Source organism: Janthinobacterium goodfellowi (assembly GCF_051380695.1).
GTDB lineage: Bacteria > Pseudomonadota > Gammaproteobacteria > Burkholderiales > Burkholderiaceae_D > Janthinobacterium.
This window is the reverse complement of record NZ_JBNYXN010000005.1, coordinates 335357-361068: the sequence shown is the minus strand read 5'-3', so window position 1 is coordinate 361068 and position 25712 is coordinate 335357. Positions and strand designations below refer to the sequence as shown.

Genomic DNA, 25712 nt, shown 5'->3' with positions numbered 1-25712 from the left:
CTCTTCGCGATGCGCCCGGGCCGCCTGACGGGATGACGACATGACAGAATTAATCTTGCAAGCCCTGTATTCGGGCTTGCTGCAGGGCGGCTCCTACGCCCTGATCGCACTGGGACTGGCGCTGGTCTTCGGCACCATGAAAGTGATCAACCTGGCGCACGGCGAACTGGTGCTGCTGGCCGCCTACATCGCCTACAGCGTGGAGTCCGGCCTGGGCCTGGGGCCGATGTTCGCCATTCCCATCGCGCTGGTGATCGTCAGCCTGACGTCCGTGGGCGTGTACCTGATCGTCAGCCGCATCAAGAAAGACCGCGAAATCAATTCGCTGATCCTCACCTACGGCATCGGCGTGATCCTCACCAATTTCATTTTGCTGGTATGGAAGGCCGACATCCGCTCGACCTCGTCGAGCTGGCTGCAGGAAGGCTTCGAGATCGGCCCGTTTTTCAGCATGCGCAGCGAAGTGATTTTCTTTGGCGTCAGCCTGGTGCTGATGGCGGCCCTGTGGCGCTGGCTGTCGACCAGCTGGTATGGCCGCGCCGTGCGCGCCGTGTCCAGCAACCGCGACGCGGCCAAGCTGATGGGCATCGATCCGGGCCGCACGGAACTGGTGTCGTTTCTGGTCGCCGGCATCCTGGCCGCCTTCGCCGGCGTGGCCCTGTTCAGCTATGGCGTGATCCAGCCGGCCTACGGCGGCGCGCTGACGGTGAAAGCCTTCATCATCACGGTACTGGCCGGCATCGGCTCGATACCGGGCGTGCTGCTGGCCGCCGTACTGCTGGGCGTGGCCGAGGCGCTGACCGTCACCCTGGCCAGCTCCGCGCTGCAGGAATTGTCCGGCATGGTGCTGTTCCTGCTGGTGCTGTTCATCATGCCGAACGGCCTGTTCGGCGCACAACGGAGGCGCGGATGAAGCGCTCGACACTGATTTCCACGGCAATCCTGCTGCTGGCCGCGTATGTCGCCGTGCCGCTGGCCCTGGGCGCCAACCAGTATGTGATGAGCATGGTGGTGGCGGCCCTGATCATCGGCGGCGTGGCCATGTCCTGGGCCCTGCTGGGCAACCTGGGCGGCATGGTCAGCTTCGGCCATGCGGCATTCTTCGGCGTGGGCGCGTATGTCTCCGCGCTGGCCACCGTGAAACTGGGCTTGCCCGTGTTTGCCGCCATGCTGCTGGGCGGCGCGGGCGCGGCCATCGCCGCCGTCATCATGCTGCCCGTGCTGCGGCTGCGCGGGCCGTATTTTGCGCTGGCCATCCTCGCCTACGCCCACATCTTCCGCATCCTGGCCACGGAATGGAGTGCCGTGACGGGCGGCGCCGGCGGCATCAACAATATCCCGGCTTTACCCACCGTCTTCGGCTTCGATCTGGCCAGCAAGACGGGCGCCTACCTGGTCGTGCTGACCCTGGTGGTGGCGTGCGCGTTTGCCTACAGCCGCATCCGCGCCAGCCATTACGGCATCGCCCTGCGCGCCATGCACGACAGCGAAGACGCCACGCGCGTCGTCGGCGTCAACAGCACCTTGCTGAAAGGCGCGATGCTGCTCGTGTCGGCCTTCATGGCGGGCCTGTTCGGCGCCTTCAACGCCCATTACATCAACTTCCTCGAGCCCGACTACGCCTTCAACAGCCTGTGGGTGACTTTGCCGATCGTGGCGGCCATCTTCGGCGGCTACCGCACCATACTCGGCCCCGTGCTGGGCGCCGTCGTGGTCTACCTGGTCGACCAGCTGATCTTCAAATCGCTGATCCCCACCGGTCACCAGCTGGTGCTGGGCGTGCTGCTGGTGGCGATGATCGTCTTCAGTCCGAACGGCTTGCTGCCGCTGCTGAAAAAAGCGCTGGGTAAGGAGAAAGCACATGCTTGAACTCGATAATGTGTCCGTGCGCTTCGGCGGCCTGACGGCCGTCGATTCCGTCACGTTAAAAGTGGGCAGCCACGACGTGATCGGCCTCGTGGGCGCGAACGGCGCCGGCAAGACCACCCTGTTCAACGCCATTTCCGGCCTGGTGCGCCCCACCGGCGGCAGCATCCGCTTCGAGGGACGCGACATCATGGCCACGCCCATGTACCAGCGCGCGCGCCTGGGGCTGGGCCGCACCTTCCAGATTCCGCAACCAATGCATGAACTGACGGTGCGCGAAAACCTCGTCGTGGCGCAGCGCTTCGGCACCGGCAAGGTGGACCAGCGCAAGATCGATGAAATCCTCGATTTCACGAGCCTGGCGGACAAGGCCGGGCGCGACGCGGCCAGCGAACTGGCGCTGACGGAATTGAAAGCGCTGGAAGTGGCCAAGGCGCTGGCGACGAACCCGAAACTGCTGCTTTTAGATGAAGTGCTGGCCGGCCTGGAAACGAACGGCAAGCGCCGCTTCATGGGCATGCTCAAGGACTTGCACGCCGCCTTTGGCGTGGGCATCGTCATGATCGAGCACGATATCGAAACCATCAGCAATCTGTGCCAGCGCGTGGCCGTGCTCAATTTTGGCCAGCTGATCGCCGACGGCACGCCCGATGCCGTCTTCCGCGATCCGGCCGTCATCGAAAGCTATACGGGAGCAGCGCATGCCTGAAACGATGCTTGAAGTAAATAATCTGCGCGCCGGCTATGGCGCCATCAATGTGCTGTGGGATGTGTCACTGTCGATCCAGAAGGGCAAGCTGACCACCATCATCGGCCCGAACGGGGCCGGCAAGACCACCTTGCTGCGCGCCATCATGGGCCTGCTGCCCGTGGGCGCGGGCAGCATCGCGCTCGACGGCACGCCCATCAACGGCACGCCGACGTGGAAGATGAGCGACGCGAGGGTCACGATGATCCCGGAAGGCCGCATGACGTTCCGCGACATGAGCGTGGAAGAAAACCTGATCATGGGCGCGTTTCCGAAGGAGCACCGCAGCCACATGCCGGCGCGCCTGGCCGAAGCCTACGCCATGTTCCCGCGCCTGCACGAACGGCGCAAGCAGCTGGCCGGCTCGCTCTCCGGCGGCGAGGCGCAGATGCTGGCGATGGCGCGGGGATTGATGTCGGATCCGTCGTTATTGATCATCGACGAGCCGTCGCTGGGCCTGGCGCCGCTGGTGGTCAACGAGCTGTTCGAGATCCTCGCGCGCCTGAACGACGGCAAGCGCACCATCATTTTAGTGGAGCAGAACACGGCGCGCGCCGTCGGCGTGGCCGATCACGTCTACCTGATGCAAAGCGGTAAGGTGGCGCTGTCGCAAAAAGCCGATGATGTCGATCTCGAGCATCTGCACGCACTGTATTTCGCGCGCTGAGCGATATCGGCCGCACGCGGCCGGCGTCACTCCTCCTCGTCGGCCAGTTTATCGAACACCTGCAGCTCGCTCTTGCCGAATCCGGCCATCACGAAGGGATCGTCGGCGGGGAAGCGGCCGGTATCGACCAGCATGCGCAGCTTGCTCAAGCGCTCGCCCAGCGCCAGCGCTTGCGCCTGCGGATCGGCATCGGCAGCGGCGCCGGCCTGACCGATCGCGCGGGTCACGGACGCGGGAAACTCCCATAGTTCGGCGATCCGCACCGACAAGATGCGCGCTTGCGCAAACACCTGGGCAATGAAGGCGTCCGACTGCGGAAAGGCATCGGGCGCATGCATCTGGTCGATCAGCCGGAACGCCACCACCAGGCCGACATTGGCCATCAGTCCCGCCAGATAGGCGTCGAAGGCGTTGGCCTGCATGGCCGGCGCGACCAGGTTGGCCGCCAGCGCGCATTTCTCGGACTGGCGCCAGATCAGCGGCGCCGTGCGTATGGTCAGGCCGCCGCTTTGCATGCTGACGATGGGACGGAAGGCGACGCGGGCGAGCAGCATGCGCATGCCGTTTTGCCCCAGCAGCATGATGGCGCCTTCCATGTTGTTGATCGACGGGCTGGCGTTGTAGCGCGAATGGTAGCAGGGCCGGTTCGCTTCGCGGTAGACCTCGGCGACCAGCAGCACGTCCTGGGCCAGCTGGGCCGACAGCTTGGCCGCGCTCATGTTTTCATCTTGCAAGGTACGCATCAGCTGGGGAATGATGGCCGGAATGCGCGGTATCAGTGCAGCGCCGGCGACCGGTTCACGAACCAGGCGCGCCAATTCGTCCAGGATCTGCTGCTCCGCCTCCGCCGGCGCCTGCGCCGAACCGGCGGCCGCCAGCCAACGGTAGTAAATGGCATCGATTTCGGTGATGGTGGCCGGCTGCCGTGCCACCTCGGGCGCCGCCGCTGCCGTGAGGGGCGCAGCCTTGTCGCCGCCGCTCAGTAATTTTCCTATCCAACCCATTGTATTCTTCCAGCCCTATGTGCATCACTATCGCGAAATCCGCCCCGCGATTTTACTTGATGACAGCAGCGCCGGTGCAGCGGGCGTGAGCGCTTTGTCCACCTGCCGCAACATGCTAAAGTGGCACGACCTGCCCCCTTCCCTGCCCGACAAGCGATCCATCATGAACAATCCACTTGCGCACTACCTCACCAGCCAGGCGTACAACAACGCCTGGGCCAACCACCGCCTGCTGAAAGCGTGCGGGCAGCTGACCCAGGCCGAGTTCCAGGCCACGCGCGTCAGTTTTTTTCCCACCATCCAGTTCACGCTGAACCACATCCTCACATGCGACTGGTTTTATCTCGACGCGCTCGAGCGCGAGCTGCGCGGCGAAGCCCCCCATCCCGACTGCTACGTCTTTTTTGAACAGGACGAGCCGTTCACCGATTGCGCGGCCCTGCACGCGGCGCAGCGCGCCTCGGACCTGCGCCTGATCGCCCATTGCCGCAGCCTGTGCGACCTTGACCTGGCGCGGCCCGTGACGATCTTGCGCGACACGCCGCAAGTCGACACGCGCCTGCGCCTGCTGGCGCATCTGTTCCAGCACCAGATCCACCACCGGGGGCAAGTGCACGCCATGCTGGCCGGCACGCGCATCGCGCCGCCGCAGCTCGACGAATTCTATTGCGCCGGCGAAGCGGACGAGCGGGCGCAGGATTTTGCGGAGCTGGGCTGGACGGAAGATGAGGTGTGGGGAGAGCGCTGAATTATTCCTCGCCGTGGCAGCAGACGCACAGCTTGTTGCCGTCGAGGTCGCGGAAGTAGGCGCCATAGTAGTTGGCGTGGTAATGGGGACGCAAGCCGGGCGGCCCTTCGCACACGGCGCCCAGCGCCAGCACGGCCTGGTGGCAGCGGTCCACCTGCGCGCGGCTGGCGGCCAGCACGGCCGTCATCTGGCCATTGCCGGGCGTCGCCGGCAAGCCGTCATGCGGCGCCGTCAGCACGAACAGGGGACGCGGCGCCTGCCGCGCCATCCAGCCGGCCCAAGGCTTGGCCGGATCATGAAATTTTTGGATCAGGTCGAGTTCTCCCAGCAAGACCGTATAGAAGGCGTAGGCGCGGGGAAAGTCGTTGGTGCCGAGGCAGAGATGGGACAGCATGCTGCTCCTTCATGAAGTCAAACGGGTGTGCGGCGAAGTGCGCCAGCTGATTATAATGGCGCATCTCTTTCGGACCAGATCCCATGCCAGACCTCGACCGCCTCCAACTGCTTCCTCCCACCAACGCCGACCTCCCCGACTTGCTCGCCTTCGAACTGGACAACCGCGCCTATTTTGAAACCTGGGTCACGGCCCGGGCACCGTCCTACTATAGCCAGGAAGCCATCGCCGCCGCCATCGAGCAGGCGCAGCGCGAGCGCGAGCAAGACCGCGCCTACCAGTACCTGGCCAAGCTGGACGGGCAGATCGTCGGCAGGGTCAACCTGACCGCCGTCATGCGCCCCTACTACAACAAGGCGGCGCTCGGTTACCGCATCGGCGAACGGTTCGGCGGACGCGGCTACGCCACGCGCGTGGTCGCCCTGCTGCTGGAAGAAGCGTTCGGCCCACTGGAACTGTGGCGCCTGGAAGCGACGGCGCGGCCGCAAAACCTGGGCTCGGTCGCCGTGATGCAGCGCAACGGCTTTCACCAGTACGGGCGCTCGGAAAAAGCCATGCTTTTCCAGGGTGACTGGTCGGACTTGCTGTATTTTGAACGGCGCAACACACAAGCCATGGCTTGAAATGTCGCATTTTTCTGGCGACAACGCGACTTTTATCCTATCCCCAGCGCCTTTGTGACAACGCAAAGCACGGCGATATTGGGCTGATAACGTCAAGGCTCGGGAATTTTTAATATCTTGCCAAGTCCAACATGAAACTGCGTCAACGCCTGTTCGAACATGTGCTGCTGGTGCTGACCTTGGCCATCGTCATCTTTGCCGCCGCCATCGTGCTGGCACGCATGACGCAATGGGCGGAAGCGCAGGAACTGCCCGCCTACCTGATACAGGGCATGCACCTGGTGGGCAAGGTGCTGTTTTTCCTGGACGGCGGCATCGTCGTCGCCGTCAGCAGCATCCTGGCCGCCCGGCTGTTCCGCATGCTCACCAAGGAGGATATATGAAGCACCTTCATTACCTGTTCACGCTCCGGCATCCGCGCCGTTTCTGGTGCAGCGCCCTCGTCATCGCCGTGGCCTCGGCCATCCTGCTGGGTCCCTGGCTCGACGGCATGCCATGGCTGGTGGCCATCCCCCTCGTCGCCGGCGGCCTGCTGGTGGCGCTGGGCGAACTGTGGGATGAAATGCATGGCAAGCGCCTGCCGAACGGCAACGACGATACGCAAGCGTCATGCCGCCATCCCTGATGGCTGGCACGGTGATGCGTGCACGCAACAGCGGTCACGCCATCGGCCCCGCATGCGCTGGATTTAAGACTGGCTTCAGCCTCGCCGTGCATCGTGATATGGCGCCAGCAGCAATGGCGCCTCCCTACACCATCACGGGCACAGCCCAGCGAAAGAGCCGACATGAGCACATGGATGCGCGCCAACAAAGGTTTTTTGATGTTTCTTCTGCTGTTCGGCGTGTTCCGCACGGCCGTGGCGGACTGGAATCCCATCCCGTCGGCGTCCATGCGCCCCAACCTGCTCGAGGGCGACGTGGTCTTCGTCAACCGCCTCGCCTTCAACCTGAAAGTGCCGCTTACCGATATCGTGCTGCAGCGCCTGGGCGAACCGCAGCGGGGCGACATCGTCACCTTTTCCTCGCCGAAAGACGGCACGCGATTGATCAAGCGCATCATCGCCCTGCCCGGCGACACGGTGGAAATGCGCAATGAACAGCTGGTCATCAATGGCCAGCCCGCCCAGTACACGGCGCTCGACACGGCGCCCGAAACCATCGCTCACGTGGGCCAGCTGACGGCGCAGCGCATCAGCGAGCGCAACCAGACCGAGCAGCACCGCATCCAGGTCTTGCCGCAAATCGCAGGCGCGGCGCGCAGCTTTGCCCCCGTGACGGTGCCGGCCGACCATTTCCTCATGCTGGGCGATAACCGCGACAACAGCGCCGACTCGCGCTACTTCGGCTTCGTGCCCCGTGCATTGCTGATCGGCAAGGCCGAGCGCATCCTCGTCTCGGCCAATATCGAGGAGCATTGGCAGCCGCGACTGCAGCGTTTCGGCATGAAGCTGGAGTAAATGTTGCCCGTGCAACGGCGCCGCGCTTTTCGGTTAGCATGGCGCATCATGCACAACTTTCCTTCATCCAGCCAGCAGCCCGCCAGCGACGATCCCGCCCTTGAGCAGCTGGCGCAGTTCCTGCAGCGCCATCCCGACGTGCTGCTGCTGACGGGCGCCGGCATCAGCACGGCGTCCGGCATACCCGCTTACCGCGACACGGAAGGAGTGCGGCACGGCAATGCCCCCGTACAAGGTCCCGATTTTCGCCGCCAGGAAGCCGTGCGCCGTCGCTACTGGGCGCGCAGCATGGTGGGCTGGCCCACCCTGGCGCGCGCCATGCCGAACCCGGGCCACCTGGCCATCGCGCAACTGGCGCAGCGTCAGTGCATCGGCGGCCTGGTCACGCAAAACGTGGATGGCCTGCATCAGCAGGCCGGCAGCGCCGCCGTCACGGAGTTGCACGGCAGCATACATGGCGTCGTATGCCTCGATTGCCGGGCCCGCCACACGCGCCGCCTGATCCAGGATCAGCTCGAACGCGACAATCCCCAGATGCTGGGCGCCACGGCCACGCCGGCGCCCGACGGCGACGCCTTGCTGGAGCCGTCCCAGCTGGCCACCTTCCACGTGCCTGCTTGCCCTCGCTGCGGCGGCACCCTGCAGCCCGACGTGGTGTTTTTCGGCGATGGCGTACCCGCCGCCTGCGCGGCCGAGGCCGAAAGCAAGATGCATGCGGCCAGCGCCCTGCTGGTGGTGGGTTCGTCCGTCATGGTGTATTCGAGCTTTCGCCTGTGCCGCATGGCAGCCGAGACGGGCAAGCCCGTGGCCGCCATCAACATGGGCAAGACGCGCGCCGACCATTTGCTGGCATTCAAGACCGATGCCCCGGCACAAGACATTCTGCCTGCATTAGCGGCCATGCTGGGCTGAGCGCGTGCCGGCCCCGCGCCGCTCTGGCTATACTGTGCAATTAACGAGGAGAATTCATGCTGGAACTGTTGAGTGAACACGCCTGTTTTGGCGGCGTACAACGCTTTTATCGCCACGAGGCGCAAGCCATCGGCTTGCCCATGCGTTTCTCGGCCTTCATTCCCGACACGGCGCCAGGCAGCGCCGTCACCACCAAACGCCCCGCCCTGTTTTACCTGGCGGGCCTGACTTGCACGGAAGAAACATTCATGATCAAGGGCGGCGCGCAGCGCGTGGCGGCCGAGGAAGGCCTGATCCTGATCGCCCCCGACACCAGCCCCCGTGGCGCGAATATCGCGGGCGAGACGGATGCCTGGGATTTCGGCGCAGGCGCCGGCTTTTACGTGGACGCCACCGAGGCGCCCTGGAGCAGCCACTACCGCATGTACAGCTATATCCTGGAATTGCGCGCCCTGCTGGAACAGGAACTGGCGATCGATGCGCAACGCACGGGCATTTTCGGCCACTCGATGGGCGGCCATGGCGCGCTGGTGCTGGCCTTGCGCAATCCTGCGCTGTTCCGCTCCGTCTCCGCCTTCGCCCCCATCGCCGCGCCGAGCCAATGTCCGTGGGGCAAAAAGGCATTCACGGGCTACCTGGGCAGTGACGAGGCCAACTGGCAGCAATACGACGCCAGCGTGCTGATGCGCGGCCTGCATGGCCGGCCGCCACTATTTCCTGACGGCATCTTGATCGACCAGGGCCTGGCCGACAAATTCCTGCCCGAACAACTGCACCCCGAGGTATTCGAAGCGGCGTGCCGCGACGCCGGCCAGCCCTTGCGGCTGCGCCGCCATGCCGGCTACGACCACGGCTATTACTTCATCGCCAGTTTCATGGAAGAGCACGTGCGCTTCCATGCGCGGAATCTGCGCGCCCTTGGCTGACGCCCTTGCCTGACGCACTTGCCTGATTGCGCTACTGCGCCGTACTGGTATGCCCGTTGAAATGGCGCGTGTACCAGTCCGTGGCCAGCAGGGCCGCCTGGTGGCGCGTGTCGGGGCCGCCAGGGGCGGCGATCTGTTCCAGTTGCTTGTCGCAGCGCAAGGTGGCAAACGCCATGCGGTTCAGGCCCGCCACGTCGGGGTCGCGTCCGCCCACGATCAGCAACGATGGCACGCGCACGTTTTCCAGCGCCGCCTTGCCCGCCATTTCCACCTGGCCATCGCAGACGGCCAGCGCGGCGATTTCCGCGCTGCGCCAGGCTGCCAGCTGCATCACGACGGCCGCGCTGGTGCCATAACCATACAGGCCGCAGGGCAAGCGCCGGGTGGACGGGTCGACTTGCAGCCAGCCCAGGGCTTTTTCCAGCTGGCGCGCCAGCAGCACGATATCGCTGCGCACGAAATACGCATGGCCATTGCTGCCGCCGCCAGGCTCGACACCGCCCTGGTCGAAGCGCAGGGTGGCGATGCCCGCTCGCAGAAAATCCTGGGCGGTGGCGTGGCTGGATGCGCCCAGGTAGTCGCTATCGGCGCCCGCGCCGTGGGCAAACAGGACGATGCCCACGGGCCGCTCGGGCATTTCAAGCACGCCGTCCATTTGAAGTTCATCGGCCGTGATGCTGACAAATTGTTCTTGCATGGCTGCCTCCGCTATCGAGCTGAAATCAAGCTGCTATTGCACAGATTTTGCGCTGATCTTGCCGGAACGGGCACCGCCTGCGCGCCCTGAGCGGCAAGCCTCAGTGTACCAGCCTGCGTCCGTTCACGCGCGGCGCACATCAAATTTGCCCTGCGCCCGCATCAGACGGCGCCGTGCCGGTCCAGCCCCTTGAGCACGGCTTCCGGGCGGATCGGCAAATGCCGCACGCGCGACGCCACGGCGGCAAAGATGGCGTTGCCGATGGCCGGTGCCACGGCCGTCGTGGGCGGCTCGCCCATGCCCGTCGAAGTTGCCGTGCTAGCAACGAATTCGATGTCGAGCTCGGGCACGTCGGCCATGCGCAGGGGCGTGTAAGTGTTCAGGTTGGTATCCTTCACTTCGCCATTCAGGAAGGCCGTGCCTTCATGCAAGGCCATGCTCACGCCCCACAGGGCGCCCCCTTCCGCCTGCGCCAGCGCGCCATCGGGGTCGACGATGCTGCCCGCATCGATCACCATGAACAGCTTTTCGACTTTCACCATGCAAGTGCTGCGGTCCACTTTCACCCGGGCAACGCAGGCCGTCCAGGTGGGCATGTCGCGTTCCTGGCCGAACGTGGCGGCGATGCCCAGTCCCGTGTCGGGCGGCATGACCGTGCCCCAGCCCGCCTTGTCCGCCACCCGCTGCAGCACGTGGGCCAGGCGCGCGGCGCCGCCGACGGCGTTCGGCGCGCTGCCCCCATTGCGGCCCGTCGCCTGCAGCAAGGACAAACGAAACGCCAGCGGATCGACCTTGGCCGCCTGCGCCGCCTCGTCCATGAAACTTTCCACCGCCCAATTCGTCCAGCCCGGCCCCACGGAGCGCAGCCAGCCGGGGCGGAAACTGCTGTTGGCCAGGTCGTTCGACACGGCCCGCACGCGCTGCGCGCCCACCGCATACCAGTGGTCGGCGCCGGCGATGGCGAACGGGTCATACGGATGGCCCTGCTTATCCTTGGCCAGGAAGGCGGGAATCATCGCTTGCGTGGGCCAGCCCGCGCTGGCCTCGTGCACCATCGCCGACACCTTGCCGGCCTCGTCGAACGCCATGCGAACGTGCTGCACGGAGGGCGAACGGGGCGAATCGAAACGGGCATCGTCGGACCGCGTGCAGATCATCTTGACGGGGCGCCCCACGGCTTGCGCCGCCAGCGCGGCCGGCACGCAATAATCGCCATTCAGGCGCCGCCCGAAGCCGCCGCCGAGCAGATAGGTATGCAGCATGACCTTGCTCTCCGGCACCTTCAACGCCTGCGCCAGCACGGGCAGGATCAAGGATTGCCACTGGTTGCCCGCATGGATATGCCAGACGCCGTCGATTTCCTGCGCCAGCGCATTCACGGGTTCCAGCTGGAAATGCAGCACGGTGCTGGTCGTGTAGTGGCGTTCCAGTTGCAGGCTGGCATCCTTGAACGCTTGCTCCACGCCATCATCGTCGACCACGCGGGCGCCCAGGCCGGCATCGGCCAGCTGCTTGCCCGCATAGCTGACGATATCCTGCTCCGACACGTGGGCTGCCGCGCCGGCCCGCCATTTCACCTGCACCAGCTCGGCCGCGCGCATGGCGGCCGCATAGGTTTCGGCCACCACCATGACCCAGCCGGGCACCGTGCCGCTGGGGTCCTGCAGCGCCACGCTGCGCAGATAGCCGTTCACTCTCTTTGCCGCCGAGTCGTCGATGGAGACCACCCTGGCACCGTAGCGCGTGGGCGGTATCTTCGGGCGCGCATACAGCATGCCCTCCACGTGCGCATCGATGCCGTACACGGCCGTGCCATTGATTTTCGCGGGGATATCGAGCGCCTGCACCTGCTGGCCGATCAGCCTGCGCTGCTGCGGCGTTTTCAGCACGATGGCTTTCAGTTGCTCGGGCGTGTACTGGCGCGCCAGCTTGCCACGGCGCACGATGTCGCCATAGCCGATCGAGCGTCCCCGGCCGTGCACGACGCCCAGCCGGGCGTGGCAGGCGGACACGGGCACGCGCAGCAGGCGCGCGCCCTCTTCCACCAGCGCGAGGCGCCCGGCCGCGCCGGCGCGGCTGAGCGGATCGAAATTCTGCCAGACGGACCAGCTGCCGCCCGTCACCATCAAGCCCCATTTCGGGTCCGTATCGACGTAATGCAGGCGTACCTTGCTCCAGTCCGCTTCCAGCTCCTCGGCCACGATGCGCGCCAGGGCGGTGCCGATGTGCTGGCCCATTTCCGCCTTGGCGATATTGACGGTGACGATGCCGTCGCGGTCGATCTCGAACCAGATGGTCGGATCGAACACGGGCACGGCAGGCTTGAGGGGCGGCGCGGACGCCGCCTTGCCAGCGGCCGAGGAGCTGTCGGCGCGCAGGAAGGCCAGCGTAAACCCCGTGCCGGCGGCGGCGATCAGGAAACCGCGCCGGCCCGGCGAGCTGGGACGGGTCCCTGAATTTTCATTCGGCAACTTAAACACCGGGCGCCTCCTGCATGCCGGCCGCCAGCTTGATCGCCTTGCGGATGCGCACATACGCCATGCAGCGGCACAGGTTACCGCTCATGACGGCATCGATATTCGCATCGGTCGGCTGCGGATAGTCTTTCAACAAGGTAGCCGCCTGCATGATCTGGCCCGACTGGCAATAGCCGCACTGGGGCGCCTGCGTGGCAAGCCACGCGCGCTGCAGCGGATGCGTGCCATCGGGCGAGAGGCCTTCGATGGTGGTGATGGCGCAGCCGGCCACGGCGGCAATCGGCGTAATGCACGAGCGCATGGCGCGCCCATCCACGTGCACGGTACAGGCGCCGCACATGCCGATGCCGCAGCCAAACTTCGTGCCTTTCAAATGGGCTTCGTCGCGCAGTACCCACAGCAGCGGTGTTTCGGCATCGGCCTCGGTGCCGAAGGGCTGGCCATTCACGGTAATGTTATACATAAGAAACTTTCAAGAGTTACTTGCCGGCGCGCGTGCGCGCCACGGCCGCTTCCAGGTTCGTCCAGGCCGGCTGGTGGCTGCGGCTGCGGCGCAGATAGGCGGCCAGCTGGGCCACGTCGTTGTCCGTCAGCGAGGCGGCAAAGCCCGGCATCAGCACGCCGGACATGGCCTCGTCCTTGCCGATACCGTGCAATATCACCTGGATGAGGTTGGCGGGATCGGGCGCGCTGACGGCGCTGTTTAGGCTCAGTTCCGGGCGCAGGGCCGCGGGTTTTCCATCGCTGTTCGAATGGCACGACGCGCAGGCGGCCACGTACAGGCTGGCGCCACGGTCATTGTCGACCAGGCTGACGCGCTGCGAACGTTCGATGCCGGCCTTGATCACGGCATCCGCATCCACCTTGCGCTGCTCCGCCCCGGCCACGCCGGCAAAATACACGGACAGCGCGCGGATATCGCTATCGGGCGACGCGCCCATGCCCTCGTGCACGACGGCCGACATGGGCCCGGCCGCCACGCCGTGCAGGGCCGTCGCCCCCGTGCGCAGGAAGGCATACAGTTCGTCCTGCGTCCACGGCAGGGGCGCCGTGTTGGCGCTGGTCAAGGCTGGCGCATACCAGTGATCGATGGCCGCGCCCAGATAGACCGAGCCGGCAAGCTCGGCGCCCAGCGCATTGCGCGGCGTGTGACAGGCGGCGCAATGCGCCAGACCCTCGGCCAGATAGCGGCCCCGGTTCCAGTCCAGCCCTTGCGCGGCATCAAGCTGATACGTCGCCGGCCTGAAAAACAGCAGCTTCCAGCCCGCCTGTAGCGGCCGCAAGTTCAGGGGGAAAGGCACGCTGTTGGCGGGCGCCACCGCGTACACGGGCGGGCGCGTCATGAAATACGCGTACAAGGCCGTCAGGTCGGCATCCGAGACCAGGTTGAAATGGGTGTACGGAAAGACGGGATACAAATGGGCGCCATCGCGGCCCACGCCTTCGCGCATGGCCCGCTGGAAGGCGGCCAGCGACCAGCGGCCGATGCCCGTTTGCCGGTCGGGCGTGATATTCGTCGCATAGATCGTGCCGAACGGCGTGGTCAGGCCGTGCCCGCCCGCGTACTCGGCCCCGCCTTGGGCCGTATGGCAGGCCGCGCAATTGCCCATGCCCGCCAGGATGCGGCCCCGCTCCACCGCTTGCGGGGAAAATGCCGTGACGGCAGGCGGATCGATGGGCGCCAGCGCGGGGCGCCAGTAAACCAGGTAGGCGGCCAGGGCCGCCACGATGAGCAATGCCAGCAACAGCAGCAAGCCGGTGAAGATTTTCTTGAGCAAAACAGGAGTCCGGTAAAAGGCTAAGCATACGCCTGCCGCGCACGGACGGCGGCGGCAGGCGATTGCGACAATCTTACCGCGATTGTGACTTGTTGTATGTACGCAATGACACGCAGTCGGTGCCTGCAGGCGGGCTGCGCCTTATAATCAGCGTTTCAGCACGCCGCCGCTCCTTCATGCATACCGTTACCATCATCCTCATTCTCGTGTTGACCGTCGTCCTGTGCGGCTTTCTCGCCCGCTCGCGCTGGGTCAAGCTGCCGCTGCCCCTGATCCAGATCGCCGGCGGCACGGGATTGGCCCTGTTTGGCGTGCAAGTGCCGCTCGACCCCGACATTTTCTTTTTGCTCTTCATCCCGCCGCTGCTGTTTCTCGATGGCTGGCGCATCCCCAAGGGCGCCTTTTTTTCCGATGCGCGCTCGATCCTGATGCTGGCCATCGGCCTGGTGCTGTTTACCGTGCTGGGCATGGGTTTCTTCATCGACTGGCTGATCCCCAGCGTGCCGCTGGCCGTCGCCTTCGCGCTGGGCGCCATCCTCTCGCCGACGGACCCCGTGGCCGTCTCGGCGATCGCCGCCGGCAATCCCATCCCGCCGCGCCTGATGCACATCCTCGAAGGCGAATCCTTGCTCAACGACGCCTCGGGCCTGGTCTGCTTCACGTTTGCCGTGGGCGCCATGATGACGGGCGGCTTTTCCATCGGCGCCGCCTCGCTGAGTTTCCTGCAGGAAGCGGGCGGCGGCATCGTCATCGGCCTGGCCATCTCGTGGGGCGTGGGCCTGGCGAACAAATGGCTGGTGAGCAAGGTTGGCGAAGAGCCGGGCCTGCAAATCCTCATCAGCATCCTGATCCCGTTCGCCGCCTACCTGGGCGCCGAGCAAATCCATGGCTCGGGCATCCTGGCCGCCGCCACGGCGGGCGTGTCCATGCATTACGCCGACCTGATCGGCCGCCCGCTGGCCGCCACGCGCACCCAGCGCAAGGCCGTGTGGGATACGGTGCAACTGGTCTTGAACGGCGTGATCTTCGTCATGCTCGGTGCGCAACTGCCCGCCACCGTGGCCGGCCTGCCCGCCGCCTCCATGGAAGTGGGCGCCGGCAGCGCCTGGAAACTGCCCCTGTTCGTCATCGCCATCACGGTGGGGCTGACCTTCATGCGCTTCATCTGGGTCTTCATCTCGATGAAACTGACCCTGTTCAAGCACCACAAGAAGGTGGCAGGCGAAGCGAAGGACGCGGCGCTGCTGGCCCGCCCCAGCCTGCGATTGCTGCTGGTGGCGTCGTTCGCGGGCGTGCGCGGCGCGCTGACCCTGGCCGGCATCCTGACCCTGCCGCTGTTCCTGCCCGACGGCAATCGTTTTCCCGCGCGCGACCTCGTCATCTTCCTGGCCATGGGCGTGATTTTGCTGTCGCTGCTGCTGGCCAGCGTCACTCTGCCCCTGCTGACCAAGGGCCTGGTGTTCGCGCCGCCCGCGCGCCGTTCGACGGAAGAGCGCAATGCCCGCGCCGCTGCCGCCGAAGCGGCCATCGCGCGGCTGGAAAAAGTGTGCGAAGGCATCGACAAAAATGACAAGCAGCAAGTCGTCACGGAGGCGGCCAACCGCCTGATCGAAGCCTACCGGCGCCGCCTGGCCTATGGCGAAAGCAGCAACGACGAGGCGATGCGGCTGCAGGAACTGGCCAAGGCCGAGCGCGCGCTGCGCCTGGAAGCGCTCAATGCGGAGCGCGACGAGCTGTTCCGCCGCCGCATTTCGGGCGAACTGGACGACACCATCCACTTGCGCCTGCTGCGCGAAATCGACTTGCTGGAAGCGACATTGGAAGAATAGCAACACTCTGGCATGCCAAAGCAGTGTTGGCAAGTAATTCTCATGGTAAAGAATGCAAGTTTTCATATTCGTGTTTATAATGCAAGGTTGATGGCGTCATGCCGTGATTTACTTTCGACAGGGACTTCCGTAGAGTCTGTGTTGCTGAGTAACTATTTGAATAGCCCCCGACCTGCATAAAGACACCGACGCCGTGCCCTCCTCCCTCCGCCACCGGCAGCGCTCCGCGCCGCCCGTCCTGCTCGCCGTCGTCCTGCTGGCCTCGCTGTTCGCCTGCAGCGCGCTGGCGCCATGCGCCTGGGCGCAAGCGGGCGCGGCGGCCGACGCCAGGCGTCCCGCCGAAGTGGCCCAGGTCTTGTTTGGCATCATCAGTTATGTGCGCTGGCCCGTGGCGCACCAGGAAGTGCGCGTCTGCATGCTCGGTACACCCCGCTACGGGGCGGCCATCGTCGACACCCCCGCTTCCAGCCTGGGACCGCGCATCCGCGTGAAAATCCCGGCGCCGGCAAGCGCGGCCAGCGAATGCGACGTCGCCTACCTGGGCAGCCTGCCCGACGGCGAACGCGAGCATCTGCTGGCGCAGATCATCGGCAAACCCATCCTGTCAGTCGCCGAGCCCGGCACGTCGTGCGCCGTGGGTACCATGTTTTGCCTGCGCCTGAACGAGGCGCAGATCGGTTTTGACGTCAACCTCGACGCCATCGCCCGCAGCGGCCTGCGCGTGCATCCGAACGCCTTGCAAATTGCACGTCGCAAGGGACCGCCGCCATGAACGCCCGCATGAGCAATAGGCCAGCCCGCCGGCCCCGCCCCACGCTCGACAGCGTGCTGCGGCGCGCCCACCTGAGCGTGTCGCTGATCGCCGTGCTGGCGGCCGGCCTGACCCTGACGGCCGTGGCGCTGCTCGCCCTGCGCGTGTATTCGGACCAGAACCTGCGCCTGGTGGCCCGTTCGATGAGCTATACGGTGGAAGGGGCCGTCGTCTTTGGCGACTCCTTCGCCGCCAGGGAAGCGCTGGCCCTGATCGGCGTCAATGAAGACATCGACCAGGCGCAGGTGAGCGACAAGGCCGGCACGGTGCTGGCCCGCTGGGAACGGGGCGAGCATGGCACACGCTACTACATCGAACGCGCGCTGACGGGCTGGATGCTGCCCGAGTCGCTGTCGTTCCCCATCACGCGCAATGAACAGGTCATCGGCAGCATCAAGCTGGTGCCGCACAGCCGCAGCCTGCTGCCCTTCCTGCTCAGCGGCCTGACCTGCCTGCTCGCTTGCCTGGTGCTGAGCCTGGTCGTTGCCGTGCGCCTGTCGCGCAGCATGGAAACGGAGATCACGTCGCCCCTGCGCCACCTGGCGGAAACGGCGCACCGCGTGCGGCGCGACCGCTCGTTCGAACTGCGCGTGCCGCCGGCCAACATCGCCGAGCTGAACCAGATCAATGACGACTTCAACGCCCTGCTCGACGAACTGGAAGCGTGGCAAAGCCATCTGCAAAAGGAAAACGCCTCGCTGTCGCACCGTGCCAACCACGACAGCCTGACGGGCCTGTCGAACCGCGCCTTCATGGAAGCGGAGCTGGAACGCGCCATCCTCGAAGCGCGGATCGGCAATGGAAAAGTTGCCGTGCTGTTCCTCGACAGCGACCGTTTCAAATACATCAACGACACCTTCGGCCATGCCTCGGGCGACCGCGTGCTGGTGACGATCGCCGCGCGCATCAAGCAGCAATTGCGCGAGGGCGACCTGGTGGCGCGCCTGGGCGGCGACGAATTCGCCATCCTGCTCAAGCCGCTGCGCAACAGCAGCGACGCCATGCACATCGCCGACAACATCATCGCCGCCATGGCGCAAGCCATTGAATTACCGACAGGCAACAGCATCGTCAGCTCGCTGACCATCGGCGTGGCCGTCTTCCCCGATCACGCCATCGACGCCGTCTCGCTGGTGGGCGCGGCGGATGAAGCCATGTACCGCGCCAAGCAGGCGCAGCGCGGCACGCGCCAGGTAGCGCGGCTGCCACACCCCCATACTCACCCCTGAACCAAGGAGCAACACCATGCAATTTATCTACAAGCAATTACGTCTCGGCTTCCTCGGCCTGTTCTTCGTGGGCCTGCTGGCCGCCTGCCAAAGCACGCCTGAAGTGAAATCCCCGTTCAATGCGGAACAGATCGCCACCCTGAAGGAACAGGGCTTCCGCCAAACGGACGAAGGCTGGGAACTGAGCTTCACCGACAAGCTGCTGTTCGAATTCGACGCCGCCAAGCTGACGCCGCCCAGCCGGGCCGCCATCCAGAAAATCAGCGCCGCGCTGCTGAAAGTGGGCATCACGCACATGCGCGTGGAAGGCCATACGGACAACGAAGGCACGGAAGCGTACAACAACAAGCTGTCGCTGGCGCGCGCCAATATGGTGGCCGATGCGATGAGCGCATCGAGCATTCCACGCGACAACATCACCGTCAAAGGCCTGGGCATGAGCAAGCCCGTGGCATCGAACGCCAGCAAGGCCGGCAAGGCGGAAAACCGCCGCGTGACCGTCATCGTCTCGGCCCCTTGAACGTGGGCGTGCCCGCCGTGCGCTGGGTCGTGATGGGCGTGTCCGGCTGCGGCAAGAGCGCCGTCGGCAGCCTGCTGGCCGACGCCTTGCACGTGCCCTGCGTGGAAGGCGACGATGTGCATTCCACGGAAAACGTGGCCAAGATGGCCGCCGGCATCCCCCTCGACGACGCCGACCGGGCAGGCTGGCTGGCCGCCCTGCGCGACCGGATCGCCACGGCCCGCGCGCAAGGCAGCGGCCTCGTCGTCTCCTGCTCGGCCCTGAAACGCGCCTACCGCGACGTGCTGCGCGAAGGCGATCCGGCCCTGCGCTTTGCCCACCTGGACGGCCCGCGCGCAGTACTCGAAAGCCGCTTGCAGCGCCCGGGCCATTTCATGCCGGCCAGCCTGCTCGACAGCCAGCTGGCCACCCTGCAACCCCTGCAGGCGGACGAGGCCGGCATCGTGCTCGACATCCGCCAGCCGCTGGCCGTGCTGGTCGCACAGATCCTGCAAGCGCCCTGACAGGCGCGCGGCTGGACAGCCCCCGGCCCCCTGTGTAGACTGGCGCGCACTTTCATGAAGGATTTTTATGACCATTCCCACCACCAAACCAGCACCGGGCCCGGAATTCTGGGAACGCGCCGACCAGGTCATCGCCCTGGCCAATGAACAATGCATGCACAGCGGCGGCAATGAAGTCGCCACTTCGCTGCTGTACGCGGCCGCCCGCTTCAACGCCTTCCTCGTCGCCAGCAAGAGCAACGACGTGGCCAAGATGCAGGAAGAGAAGGAAGGCGCCGTGGCGTTCTTCACGGAACAGTACAAGCGCATGCTGACCGACAACTTCAACGACTACATCACCAACTTCGACAAGTACACGCAACCGTCGTCGGCCCCCAAGGGTTGAGGTCCGCAGCCAGCCTGGACATCCATCGCGCCCGCGCCACCCACGCGGGCAGCGTGCTGGACGGCGTGGTGCGCTATGCGCCGCTGCAATCGCTGTGGCTGCTAGCCATGCTGGCCGGCGCCGTGACGGGCGCCCTGCTCTTCTTCAGCTGGGCCGGCCTGCTGCTGTTTGCGGCCGGCACGGCCATCGTCCTGCTGTTCGGCCATTCGCTGGGCAGCCACCGAAAACTGATCCACGACAGCTTTGCATGCCCGCCATGGCTGGAATATGTACTCGTCTACCTGGGCGTGCTGGTGGGCCTCAGCGGCCCGCTGGACCTGCTGCGCCAGCACGAACTGCGCGACTACGCCCAGCGCCTGCCCGCTTGCCATCCCTATTTGCGCCACGGCGCCGGTTTCTGGCGCGACGCCTGGTGGCAACTGCATTGCCGCCTCGATCTCGACCATCCGCCGCACATCGCCATCGAGCCGCGCATCGGGCACGACCGCTTTTACCGTGTTCTGGAAAGAACCTGGATGCTGCAGCAACTGCCGTGGGCCCTGCTGTTCTTCGCCTGGGGCGGCTGGGGCCTGGTTTGCTGGGGCGTGTGCGCGCGGGTCAGCGCCGGCGTGCTCGGCCACTGGCTGATCGGCTACTTCGCCCACAACCATGGGTACATGCACTTTCATGTCGACGGCGCCGCCGTACAAGGCAAGAATATCCGCCTGACGTCGCTGCTGACCATGGGCGAATGCTGGCACAACAACCATCACGCGTATCCGGGCTCGGCCAGGCTGGGCCTGCTGCCGGGCGAATGGGACCCGGGCTGGTGGATGCTGCTGCTCTTGCGGCGCCTGGGCCTCGTGTCAGGCCTGCGCCTGCCGCAAGACCTGGCGCCGCGGCCGGAACTGCGCCGCCTTGATGGCGCTGGCGGTCAGGCCGCGTCCCCGCCGGCCAGGTAATTGTTCTTGACGCGCACATAGTGCTCGGCCGAATAGCGCAGGTAGGCGATCTCCGCCTCGGTTAGCGGGCGCACCTTGGCGGCGGGACGGCCCACGTACAGATGGCCGCTTTCCAGTACCTTGCCCGGCGACACCAGGCTGCCCGCGCCCAGCATCACATGCTTTTCCACCACCACGTCATCCATGACGATGCTGCCCATGCCGATCAGGCATTCGTCGCCAATCGTGCAGCCGTGCAGAATCACGGAATGACCGATGGTCACGTACTTGCCGATGGTCAAGGGCGAACCATCGGGCTTGGCCGCATTCCTGTGCGACACATGGCCCATGGAAAAGTCCTGGATATTGCTGCCCTCGCCGATGACGATGCGGTTGACGTCGCCGCGCAGCACGCTGTTGCACCAGATGGAACAGTCGTCGCCGATCTGCACGTCGCCAATCACTTGCGCCGTGTCATGCAAGTAGACGCGCTCGCCCACGACGGGACGGGTATTCAAGTAGGAACTGACAGGCATGGCTTTCTCGCTTTTCATTAGTTAGTAAACATTCATACCCAGCCGGCCGCCAGCGCAAAAATGGCCAGGCCATGCGCCAGTGATGCGCCCAGCAAGCCGGCACGGCAATATACCAGCCCCGCCACCACGCCTTCGATCACGGTAAACACGACGATGGGCGCGCCCACCTGCGTGACGGTGGTGGCGAGAAAGGCGTGGCACAGGCCGAACAGCAGGCCAGACACCAGCGCCGCGCGCCAGGCCGGCAGCCAGGCGCGCAATTGCTGCTGCAGCAAGCCGCGGAACAGCAATTCCTCATAACAGTTGGCCGCCAGCGCAAAGCCCAGCAGCAAGGGCAACGTGGATGGCGCGACGGGCGCCAGTGACGGCAAGCCGAACGCGGCTTTCAAGCCCGTCGCCAGCGCAACGATCACGCACGCGCCCGCCACGCCCAGCAGCATGGACAGGGCCGGGCGCATGCCGAGCCAGCGGATCTGGCGGCGCGCCGCGCTTTCCAGCCAGCACGTGCTTGCCACCAGCCCCAGCGACATGACCCCCAGCGCCAGCAAGACCGGCGGCGGCGCCGTGAAGCGCAAGCCGCCCGCCGCCACCCGCCAGTAGCCGTGCGCCGTCATCGCATCGCGCGCCAGCACGAAAAAAAGGATATGCACGAGCACGCGCAGCAGCGGCACCGTCCGGGGAATGGCCAGCAGCAAGGCGGCGCAGACGAGGAAAGCGGGCGTGATCGCCAGCAGGTACTGCGCCAGGGAAGTCAGGTCGGCCATCGCTCACATCGGGAAAAGGACGGTGCCAACGGGCACGGGCGCAGCAATTGTATGCGGCGGCTGGCAATATGGGCAACCTGTCTTGCTATGCCGCCTTGCGCCAGCCATGCATCAGCGCATGCGCGGCCAGCCCCGCCGCCAGTCCCCACAAGGCGCCGCCCACGCCCAGCAGGGTCACGTTCGCGGCCGTCGCCAGGAAAGTAATCAAGGCCGTTTCGCGCATGCGCACGTCCGCCATCGCCTGCGCCAGGCTGTTGCCGATGGCGCCCAGCAAGGCCAGGCCCGCCAGCGCCGTGATGAAGGGGCGCGGCAAGACCATGAACAGGCTGGCCAGGGTGACGCCAAAGATGCCCACGAGGATATACAGCACGCCGCAAGCCAGGCCCGCCACATAGCGCTTCGACGGGTCCGCATGGGCATCCTTGCCCGTGCAGATGGCGGCCGTGATGGCGGCCACATTGAAGGCGTGCGCGCCGAACGGCGCCATGAGCAGCGAACCGAGGCCCGTCACCGTCAAAATCGGATTGGCGCTGACCTGATAACCGTCATTGCGCAGCACCAGCATGCCGGGCATGTACTGGCCCGTCAGCGTGATCAGGAACAAGGGCAGCGCCACGCCCAGCAGGGACGCCACGGAAAAGCGCGGCATCTCGAACAAGGGCGCGGCCAGGGCCAGTTCGATGCCTTGCGCATCGATGCGCCCCTGCGCCAGCAGCAGAACCAGGCCGATCAGCATGATGCCCACCACGGCAAAACGTGCCGTGAAACGGCGCAGCACGGCGTACGACAGCAGCAATACCACGACCAGCACGGGATCGGCGCTGGCGCCGCCAAACGCGTTGACGCCAAACTGCAGCAGGATACCGGCCAGCAATCCCGCCGCAATGCCGCCCGGTATCAGCCGCACGAGGCGCTCGAAGGCGCCGGACATGCCCAGCAGAATGAAGGCGATCGCGGAAATGATATAGGCGCCGATCACCTCGGCATACGGCGTGTGCGGCATGACGGTGGCCAGAAAGGCCACGCCGGGCGTGGACCAGGCCGTAATAATGGGTGCGCGGTAGCGGTAGCTGAGCCAGATGCCCGTCACGCCCACGCCGATGCTCAGCGACCAGACCCAGGACGCCGTCTGCGCGGCGCTCAACTGGGCCAGCTGGGCCGCCTGGAACACCAGCACGAAGGTGCCGCCATAGTTGACGAGGACGGAGATGAAAGCCGCCATGATGGGCGATGCCAGGTCGCGCCAGCGCGCCCGGTCGGCCATAGCGGTGATGGTGGTTGGTGTCATGTCTATGCCCCTGCCATTGAAAGGGAGCATCTTAATGGCCACATGGACTGCCCAGGCAGGCCAATTTATTTACATATAACAGACCACTTGCACTCACCCCAGCGCGCGCGCCAGGCGGACGATGCCGCTGTCGATCTCGTGCGGCGTGAGCGCCGCAAAGCCCAGCAGCCAGCCACCGCGCTCCGGCCGCGTCGCGTACAAGCGGCTCAGGCCCGGCAGCACGATGCCCGCCTGCGCCGCCAGGCGTATCGTCTCCAGCTCGTCCCTGCCCTCGTGCAGCAGACAGGGCATCTGCAAACCGCCCGGCGGCAGCTGCGCCGTGACGACGTGCGGCAGGTGCCGGTGGACGGCCTGCGCCATCGCATCGCGGCGCACGGCGTAGACCTTGCGCATGGCGCGCAGATGGGCCGCAAAATGGCCATCGGCGATGAAACGGGCCAGTGTCAGCTGGTCCAGCTGCGGCGTGTGGCCATCGAGGATGCTGCGCGCATACGTCATCGGCTTCACCAGCGCGGGCGGCAGCACCATGTAGCCGATGCGTAGTCCCGGGTACAGCGACTTGGCGAAGGTACCCAGGTAAATCGTGCGCTGCTGTGCGTCGAGTCCCTGCACGCAAGCCGTCGGCAAGCCGGCATAGTGGAACTGGCTGTCGTAGTCGTCCTCGATGATCCAGCCCTGGCGCTCGGCAGCCCAGGCGGTCAGCGCGAGGCGGCGCTCGAGCGCCAGGGTGGCGCCCGTCGGGTACTGATGCGACGGCGTGACGTAAATCGTGTTGGCCCCGCTGCGGTCCGCCCGCAGGTGGTCGATGGACAAGCCATGCGCATCGACGGGCACGGGCACGATCTGCAATTGCGCCATCTCGAACGCCTTGCGCGCGCCGAAATAGCCGGGATCTTCCATCAGGATGGGGCCATGCGCGTCGGCCAGCACCTGCGCGCACAGGTACAGGGCCTGGCGCGTGCTGCTCAGCACCAGCACCTGGCCGGCCGTGGCCCGCGCGCCCCGCTCCAGGTTCACATAGTCGGCGATGGCCTGGCGCAGCGGCTCGGCCCCCTGCGGGTCGCCGTGCAGCAGCACGTGGTGTTCGCTGGCCGCCTGGCGCCGCAAGCGCTCCCACACGTCGAGCGGAAAAGCCCGCGTTTCCGGCAAGCCCGTGGCAAACGCCTTCACGCTTTGCTGGTCGGCCACGCCGCCGCTGGCGAGTATCTGCGCGCCGCGCGCGCTGAGCGCCACCGGCTGCGCGGACAAGGACGGCAGCGTCATCGCAAGCTTGCCCAGCAAGCTCGCGCCTATCGTCGGCGAGACGAAACTGCCCGATCCCGCCTGCCGCCGCAGATAGCCATCGAGACGCAGCTGCGCATACGCCATTTCCACCGTGTCGCGCGACACGCCCAGCGACTGCGCCAGCGCGCGCGTGGCCGGCAGGCGCAGGCCGGGCGCCAGCACGCCGTCGAGTATCAGCTGGCGCAGCGCGCGCTGCACCCGCACGCGCAGGTCGAGCGCCGCCAGTTCTGGGGCGGCGATGCGGATTTTCAGGGTGTCGAGTTCGAACTGCGCCGTCATATGGCCTTGGCGCGGGCCGCATCCACGGCCGCCGTGCTGCTGGCCAGCGAAAAGCCGTGCTGCTGCAGCACCGCCACCAGCTGTTCGCCGGCGCAGCCCAGGCGCAGGTTTTCCGCCACCCAGTCCTGCCAGGCGGCGCCGATCTCCGGCATCGGTTCATCGTCCAAGGTGAGACCGAGTATGCAGCTGGCCAGCAGACCATTGATGCGCTTTGTGTCGATCAGGTGCTGCACCACCGCGTGGCCCGACTGGGGAAACGGATGCAGGGTGCAGCGGCCGAAGGCGGCCAGGCGCTGCGCGTGCATGGCGTCGAGGTTGACCGATTCGCTGGCACCCGCGCCAGGATTGGCCGCGTCAGGACGGGTGCCGAACACCAGGTGCATCCGCGTATGCCCGGTCGCCCTGGCGCGGCACAGGGCCGCCAGGTCATAGTAACCAGAGAGCGGCGGGTCCTGCGCCAGCGACTCCATCACGGGCAGCCAGCGCAGCTCATGGTACAAGCGCGCCTGCTGCACGTCGAGGAAGGACAAGGGCCCGAAGGCGACGATCTGCTGCACGTCCAGCAGCAAGCCAAACATGACGGCCGCGTACCCGCCCATGGACTGGCCGACGGTGGTAACCTGACTTGGCGCGATGCGGCGCACGAGATCGCGCAAGGCTTGCGCCGTTTCGTCGACATGATTGCCCAGCCCCGCGATGCGGCGGTGGTACCAGGCATTGCCCGAATCGCGCACGAGGATCTTGTTCAGCGGCTGCCCGCTGGCCTGTTCGAGCTTTCTCAGGCGCCCGTAAAAATCGAAGGCGGGGCGCGTGGTCCACGAGACGAAGCCGAAGGCGATGACCAGCGGCGCGCCGGGCACGATGCGGTCGACCAGCACGTCGTCGCCAGTGGTGGCGACCAGTCGATTATCCAGCGCTTGCGCTTGCAGCATCGGCCCGGCTCCCCGATCAAGGTTAAAACAATAGAAAGCATGAGTTTAATGCCAGGACTGGCAAAATGGAAACAATCGCCGCTGCCGTGCGCTGAACGGCACGGAAAACCTGCTAGTCTGCGGGCATTCCACC

The 25712-nt window shown here is 65.8% G+C and carries 29 protein-coding genes; 18 read left to right on the top strand and 11 right to left on the bottom strand.

Annotated features, from left to right (window positions below; genetic code table 11):
• Positions 1–40 precede the first annotated feature (40 nt).
• Genes ACQ4WQ_RS20580 through ACQ4WQ_RS20565 form a run of 4 tightly spaced genes read left to right on the top strand, consistent with a single transcriptional unit; the run spans position 41 to position 3281 of the window.
• A complete protein-coding gene (locus ACQ4WQ_RS20580) occupies positions 41–913 on the top strand; it encodes a branched-chain amino acid ABC transporter permease (protein ID WP_035817692.1) in 873 nt (290 codons plus the stop codon).
• Entirely contained in the window at positions 910–1869 is a 960-nt protein-coding gene (locus tag ACQ4WQ_RS20575; protein ID WP_326457549.1) for a branched-chain amino acid ABC transporter permease, read from the top strand. Before ACQ4WQ_RS20580 ends, ACQ4WQ_RS20575 begins: the two co-directional genes overlap by 4 nt.
• Positions 1862–2575, top strand: a complete 714-nt coding sequence (locus ACQ4WQ_RS20570; RefSeq protein ID WP_436499586.1) for an ABC transporter ATP-binding protein — start codon at positions 1862–1864, stop codon at positions 2573–2575. The genes ACQ4WQ_RS20575 and ACQ4WQ_RS20570 overlap by 8 nt, the downstream gene beginning before the upstream one ends.
• A 4-nt stretch (positions 2576–2579) precedes the next feature.
• Complete coding sequence (locus tag ACQ4WQ_RS20565) at positions 2580–3281, top strand: ABC transporter ATP-binding protein (protein ID WP_436499754.1); 702 nt, start codon at positions 2580–2582, stop codon at positions 3279–3281.
• A gap of 26 nt (positions 3282–3307) precedes the next feature.
• Here the strand turns inward: ACQ4WQ_RS20565 and ACQ4WQ_RS20560 are convergent, their stop codons facing one another.
• Positions 3308–4285: an HDOD domain-containing protein gene (locus tag ACQ4WQ_RS20560; protein WP_436499584.1), complete on the bottom strand. Its 978-nt coding sequence runs from the start codon at positions 4283–4285 to the stop codon at positions 3308–3310.
• A gap of 163 nt (positions 4286–4448) precedes the next feature.
• Between ACQ4WQ_RS20560 and ACQ4WQ_RS20555 the strand changes: the two genes are divergently transcribed.
• Positions 4449–5033 carry a DinB family protein gene (locus tag ACQ4WQ_RS20555; protein ID WP_326456838.1) on the top strand — a complete coding sequence of 195 codons (585 nt, stop codon included), beginning with the start codon at positions 4449–4451 and terminating at the stop codon, positions 5031–5033.
• 1 nt (position 5034) lies between these two features.
• On the opposite strand, the gene ACQ4WQ_RS20550 is transcribed toward ACQ4WQ_RS20555, so the two are convergent.
• Entirely contained in the window at positions 5035–5427 is a 393-nt protein-coding gene (locus ACQ4WQ_RS20550; RefSeq protein WP_436499582.1) for a VOC family protein, read from the bottom strand.
• An 83-nt stretch (positions 5428–5510) separates the two neighbouring features.
• Between ACQ4WQ_RS20550 and ACQ4WQ_RS20545 the strand changes: the two genes are divergently transcribed.
• The 6 genes from ACQ4WQ_RS20545 to fghA all read left to right on the top strand — a co-directional run bounded on the left by ACQ4WQ_RS20545 (position 5511) and on the right by fghA (position 9347).
• Positions 5511–6050: a GNAT family N-acetyltransferase gene (locus tag ACQ4WQ_RS20545; RefSeq protein WP_436499580.1), complete on the top strand. Its 540-nt coding sequence runs from the start codon at positions 5511–5513 to the stop codon at positions 6048–6050.
• Positions 6051–6181: 131 nt separating this feature from the next.
• On the top strand, positions 6182–6433 hold the full coding sequence (locus ACQ4WQ_RS20540) for a hypothetical protein (protein ID WP_326456841.1): 252 nt from the start codon (positions 6182–6184) through the stop codon (positions 6431–6433).
• A complete protein-coding gene (locus tag ACQ4WQ_RS20535; protein WP_436499578.1) occupies positions 6430–6675 on the top strand; it encodes a hypothetical protein in 246 nt (81 codons plus the stop codon). Before ACQ4WQ_RS20540 ends, ACQ4WQ_RS20535 begins: the two co-directional genes overlap by 4 nt.
• A gap of 162 nt (positions 6676–6837) precedes the next feature.
• Complete coding sequence (gene lepB, locus ACQ4WQ_RS20530) at positions 6838–7509, top strand: signal peptidase I (RefSeq protein ID WP_436499576.1); 672 nt, start codon at positions 6838–6840, stop codon at positions 7507–7509.
• Between the two features lie 48 nt (positions 7510–7557).
• Positions 7558–8421 (top strand): NAD-dependent protein deacetylase, encoded by an 864-nt coding sequence (locus tag ACQ4WQ_RS20525; RefSeq protein ID WP_436499574.1) that lies wholly within the window; start codon positions 7558–7560, stop codon positions 8419–8421.
• Positions 8422–8477: 56 nt separating this feature from the next.
• On the top strand, positions 8478–9347 hold the full coding sequence (fghA, locus tag ACQ4WQ_RS20520) for an S-formylglutathione hydrolase (RefSeq protein ID WP_436499572.1): 870 nt from the start codon (positions 8478–8480) through the stop codon (positions 9345–9347).
• A gap of 31 nt (positions 9348–9378) precedes the next feature.
• On the opposite strand, the gene ACQ4WQ_RS20515 is transcribed toward fghA, so the two are convergent.
• From ACQ4WQ_RS20515 to ACQ4WQ_RS20500, 4 genes are all read right to left on the bottom strand, one after another.
• Positions 9379–10044, bottom strand: coding sequence for a dienelactone hydrolase family protein (locus ACQ4WQ_RS20515; protein WP_326456846.1), 666 nt, complete (start codon positions 10042–10044; stop codon positions 9379–9381).
• Positions 10045–10205: 161 nt separating this feature from the next.
• Positions 10206–12524 carry a xanthine dehydrogenase family protein molybdopterin-binding subunit gene (locus tag ACQ4WQ_RS20510; RefSeq protein WP_436499570.1) on the bottom strand — a complete coding sequence of 773 codons (2319 nt, stop codon included), beginning with the start codon at positions 12522–12524 and terminating at the stop codon, positions 10206–10208.
• On the bottom strand, positions 12517–12984 hold the full coding sequence (locus tag ACQ4WQ_RS20505) for a (2Fe-2S)-binding protein (protein ID WP_070218230.1): 468 nt from the start codon (positions 12982–12984) through the stop codon (positions 12517–12519). The genes ACQ4WQ_RS20510 and ACQ4WQ_RS20505 overlap by 8 nt, the downstream gene beginning before the upstream one ends.
• A 16-nt stretch (positions 12985–13000) precedes the next feature.
• Positions 13001–14299, bottom strand: coding sequence for a c-type cytochrome (locus ACQ4WQ_RS20500; RefSeq protein ID WP_436499567.1), 1299 nt, complete (start codon positions 14297–14299; stop codon positions 13001–13003).
• A gap of 176 nt (positions 14300–14475) precedes the next feature.
• Here ACQ4WQ_RS20500 and ACQ4WQ_RS20495 point away from each other — a divergent pair, with 176 nt between their 5' ends.
• From ACQ4WQ_RS20495 to ACQ4WQ_RS20465, 7 genes are all read left to right on the top strand, one after another.
• Entirely contained in the window at positions 14476–16128 is a 1653-nt protein-coding gene (locus ACQ4WQ_RS20495; protein WP_326456850.1) for a Na+/H+ antiporter, read from the top strand.
• A 193-nt stretch (positions 16129–16321) separates the two neighbouring features.
• On the top strand, positions 16322–16900 hold the full coding sequence (gene yfiR, locus ACQ4WQ_RS20490) for a regulatory sequestration protein YfiR (protein WP_436499565.1): 579 nt from the start codon (positions 16322–16324) through the stop codon (positions 16898–16900).
• Between the two features lie 8 nt (positions 16901–16908).
• On the top strand, positions 16909–18168 hold the full coding sequence (dgcN, locus tag ACQ4WQ_RS20485; protein WP_326456852.1) for a diguanylate cyclase DgcN/YfiN: 1260 nt from the start codon (positions 16909–16911) through the stop codon (positions 18166–18168).
• Positions 18169–18184: 16 nt separating this feature from the next.
• Complete coding sequence (gene yfiB, locus ACQ4WQ_RS20480; protein WP_326456853.1) at positions 18185–18688, top strand: outer membrane lipoprotein YfiB; 504 nt, start codon at positions 18185–18187, stop codon at positions 18686–18688.
• Positions 18689–18696: 8 nt separating this feature from the next.
• Entirely contained in the window at positions 18697–19191 is a 495-nt protein-coding gene (locus ACQ4WQ_RS20475; protein WP_414654709.1) for a gluconokinase, read from the top strand.
• A gap of 67 nt (positions 19192–19258) precedes the next feature.
• Entirely contained in the window at positions 19259–19576 is a 318-nt protein-coding gene (locus ACQ4WQ_RS20470; RefSeq protein ID WP_326456854.1) for a DUF3144 domain-containing protein, read from the top strand.
• Positions 19573–20517: an acyl-CoA desaturase gene (locus ACQ4WQ_RS20465; RefSeq protein WP_436499562.1), complete on the top strand. Its 945-nt coding sequence runs from the start codon at positions 19573–19575 to the stop codon at positions 20515–20517. Before ACQ4WQ_RS20470 ends, ACQ4WQ_RS20465 begins: the two co-directional genes overlap by 4 nt.
• On the opposite strand, the gene ACQ4WQ_RS20460 is transcribed toward ACQ4WQ_RS20465, so the two are convergent.
• The 5 genes from ACQ4WQ_RS20460 to ACQ4WQ_RS20440 all read right to left on the bottom strand — a co-directional run bounded on the left by ACQ4WQ_RS20460 (position 20490) and on the right by ACQ4WQ_RS20440 (position 25579).
• The gene (locus ACQ4WQ_RS20460; RefSeq protein ID WP_326456856.1) at positions 20490–21032 is read right to left on the bottom strand and encodes a gamma carbonic anhydrase family protein; all 543 of its coding nucleotides are present in this window, start codon (positions 21030–21032) and stop codon (positions 20490–20492) included. The genes ACQ4WQ_RS20465 and ACQ4WQ_RS20460 overlap by 28 nt on opposite strands.
• Positions 21033–21064: 32 nt before the next feature.
• The gene (locus ACQ4WQ_RS20455) at positions 21065–21796 is read right to left on the bottom strand and encodes a CPBP family intramembrane glutamic endopeptidase (RefSeq protein WP_436499559.1); all 732 of its coding nucleotides are present in this window, start codon (positions 21794–21796) and stop codon (positions 21065–21067) included.
• An 85-nt stretch (positions 21797–21881) separates the two neighbouring features.
• Entirely contained in the window at positions 21882–23084 is a 1203-nt protein-coding gene (locus tag ACQ4WQ_RS20450) for a benzoate/H(+) symporter BenE family transporter (protein WP_326456858.1), read from the bottom strand.
• 93 nt (positions 23085–23177) lie between these two features.
• Entirely contained in the window at positions 23178–24647 is a 1470-nt protein-coding gene (gene pdxR / locus ACQ4WQ_RS20445) for a MocR-like pyridoxine biosynthesis transcription factor PdxR (protein WP_436499557.1), read from the bottom strand.
• Complete coding sequence (locus ACQ4WQ_RS20440; RefSeq protein WP_436499555.1) at positions 24644–25579, bottom strand: hypothetical protein; 936 nt, start codon at positions 25577–25579, stop codon at positions 24644–24646. The genes pdxR and ACQ4WQ_RS20440 overlap by 4 nt, the downstream gene beginning before the upstream one ends.
• Between the last annotated feature and the right edge of the window lie 133 nt (positions 25580–25712).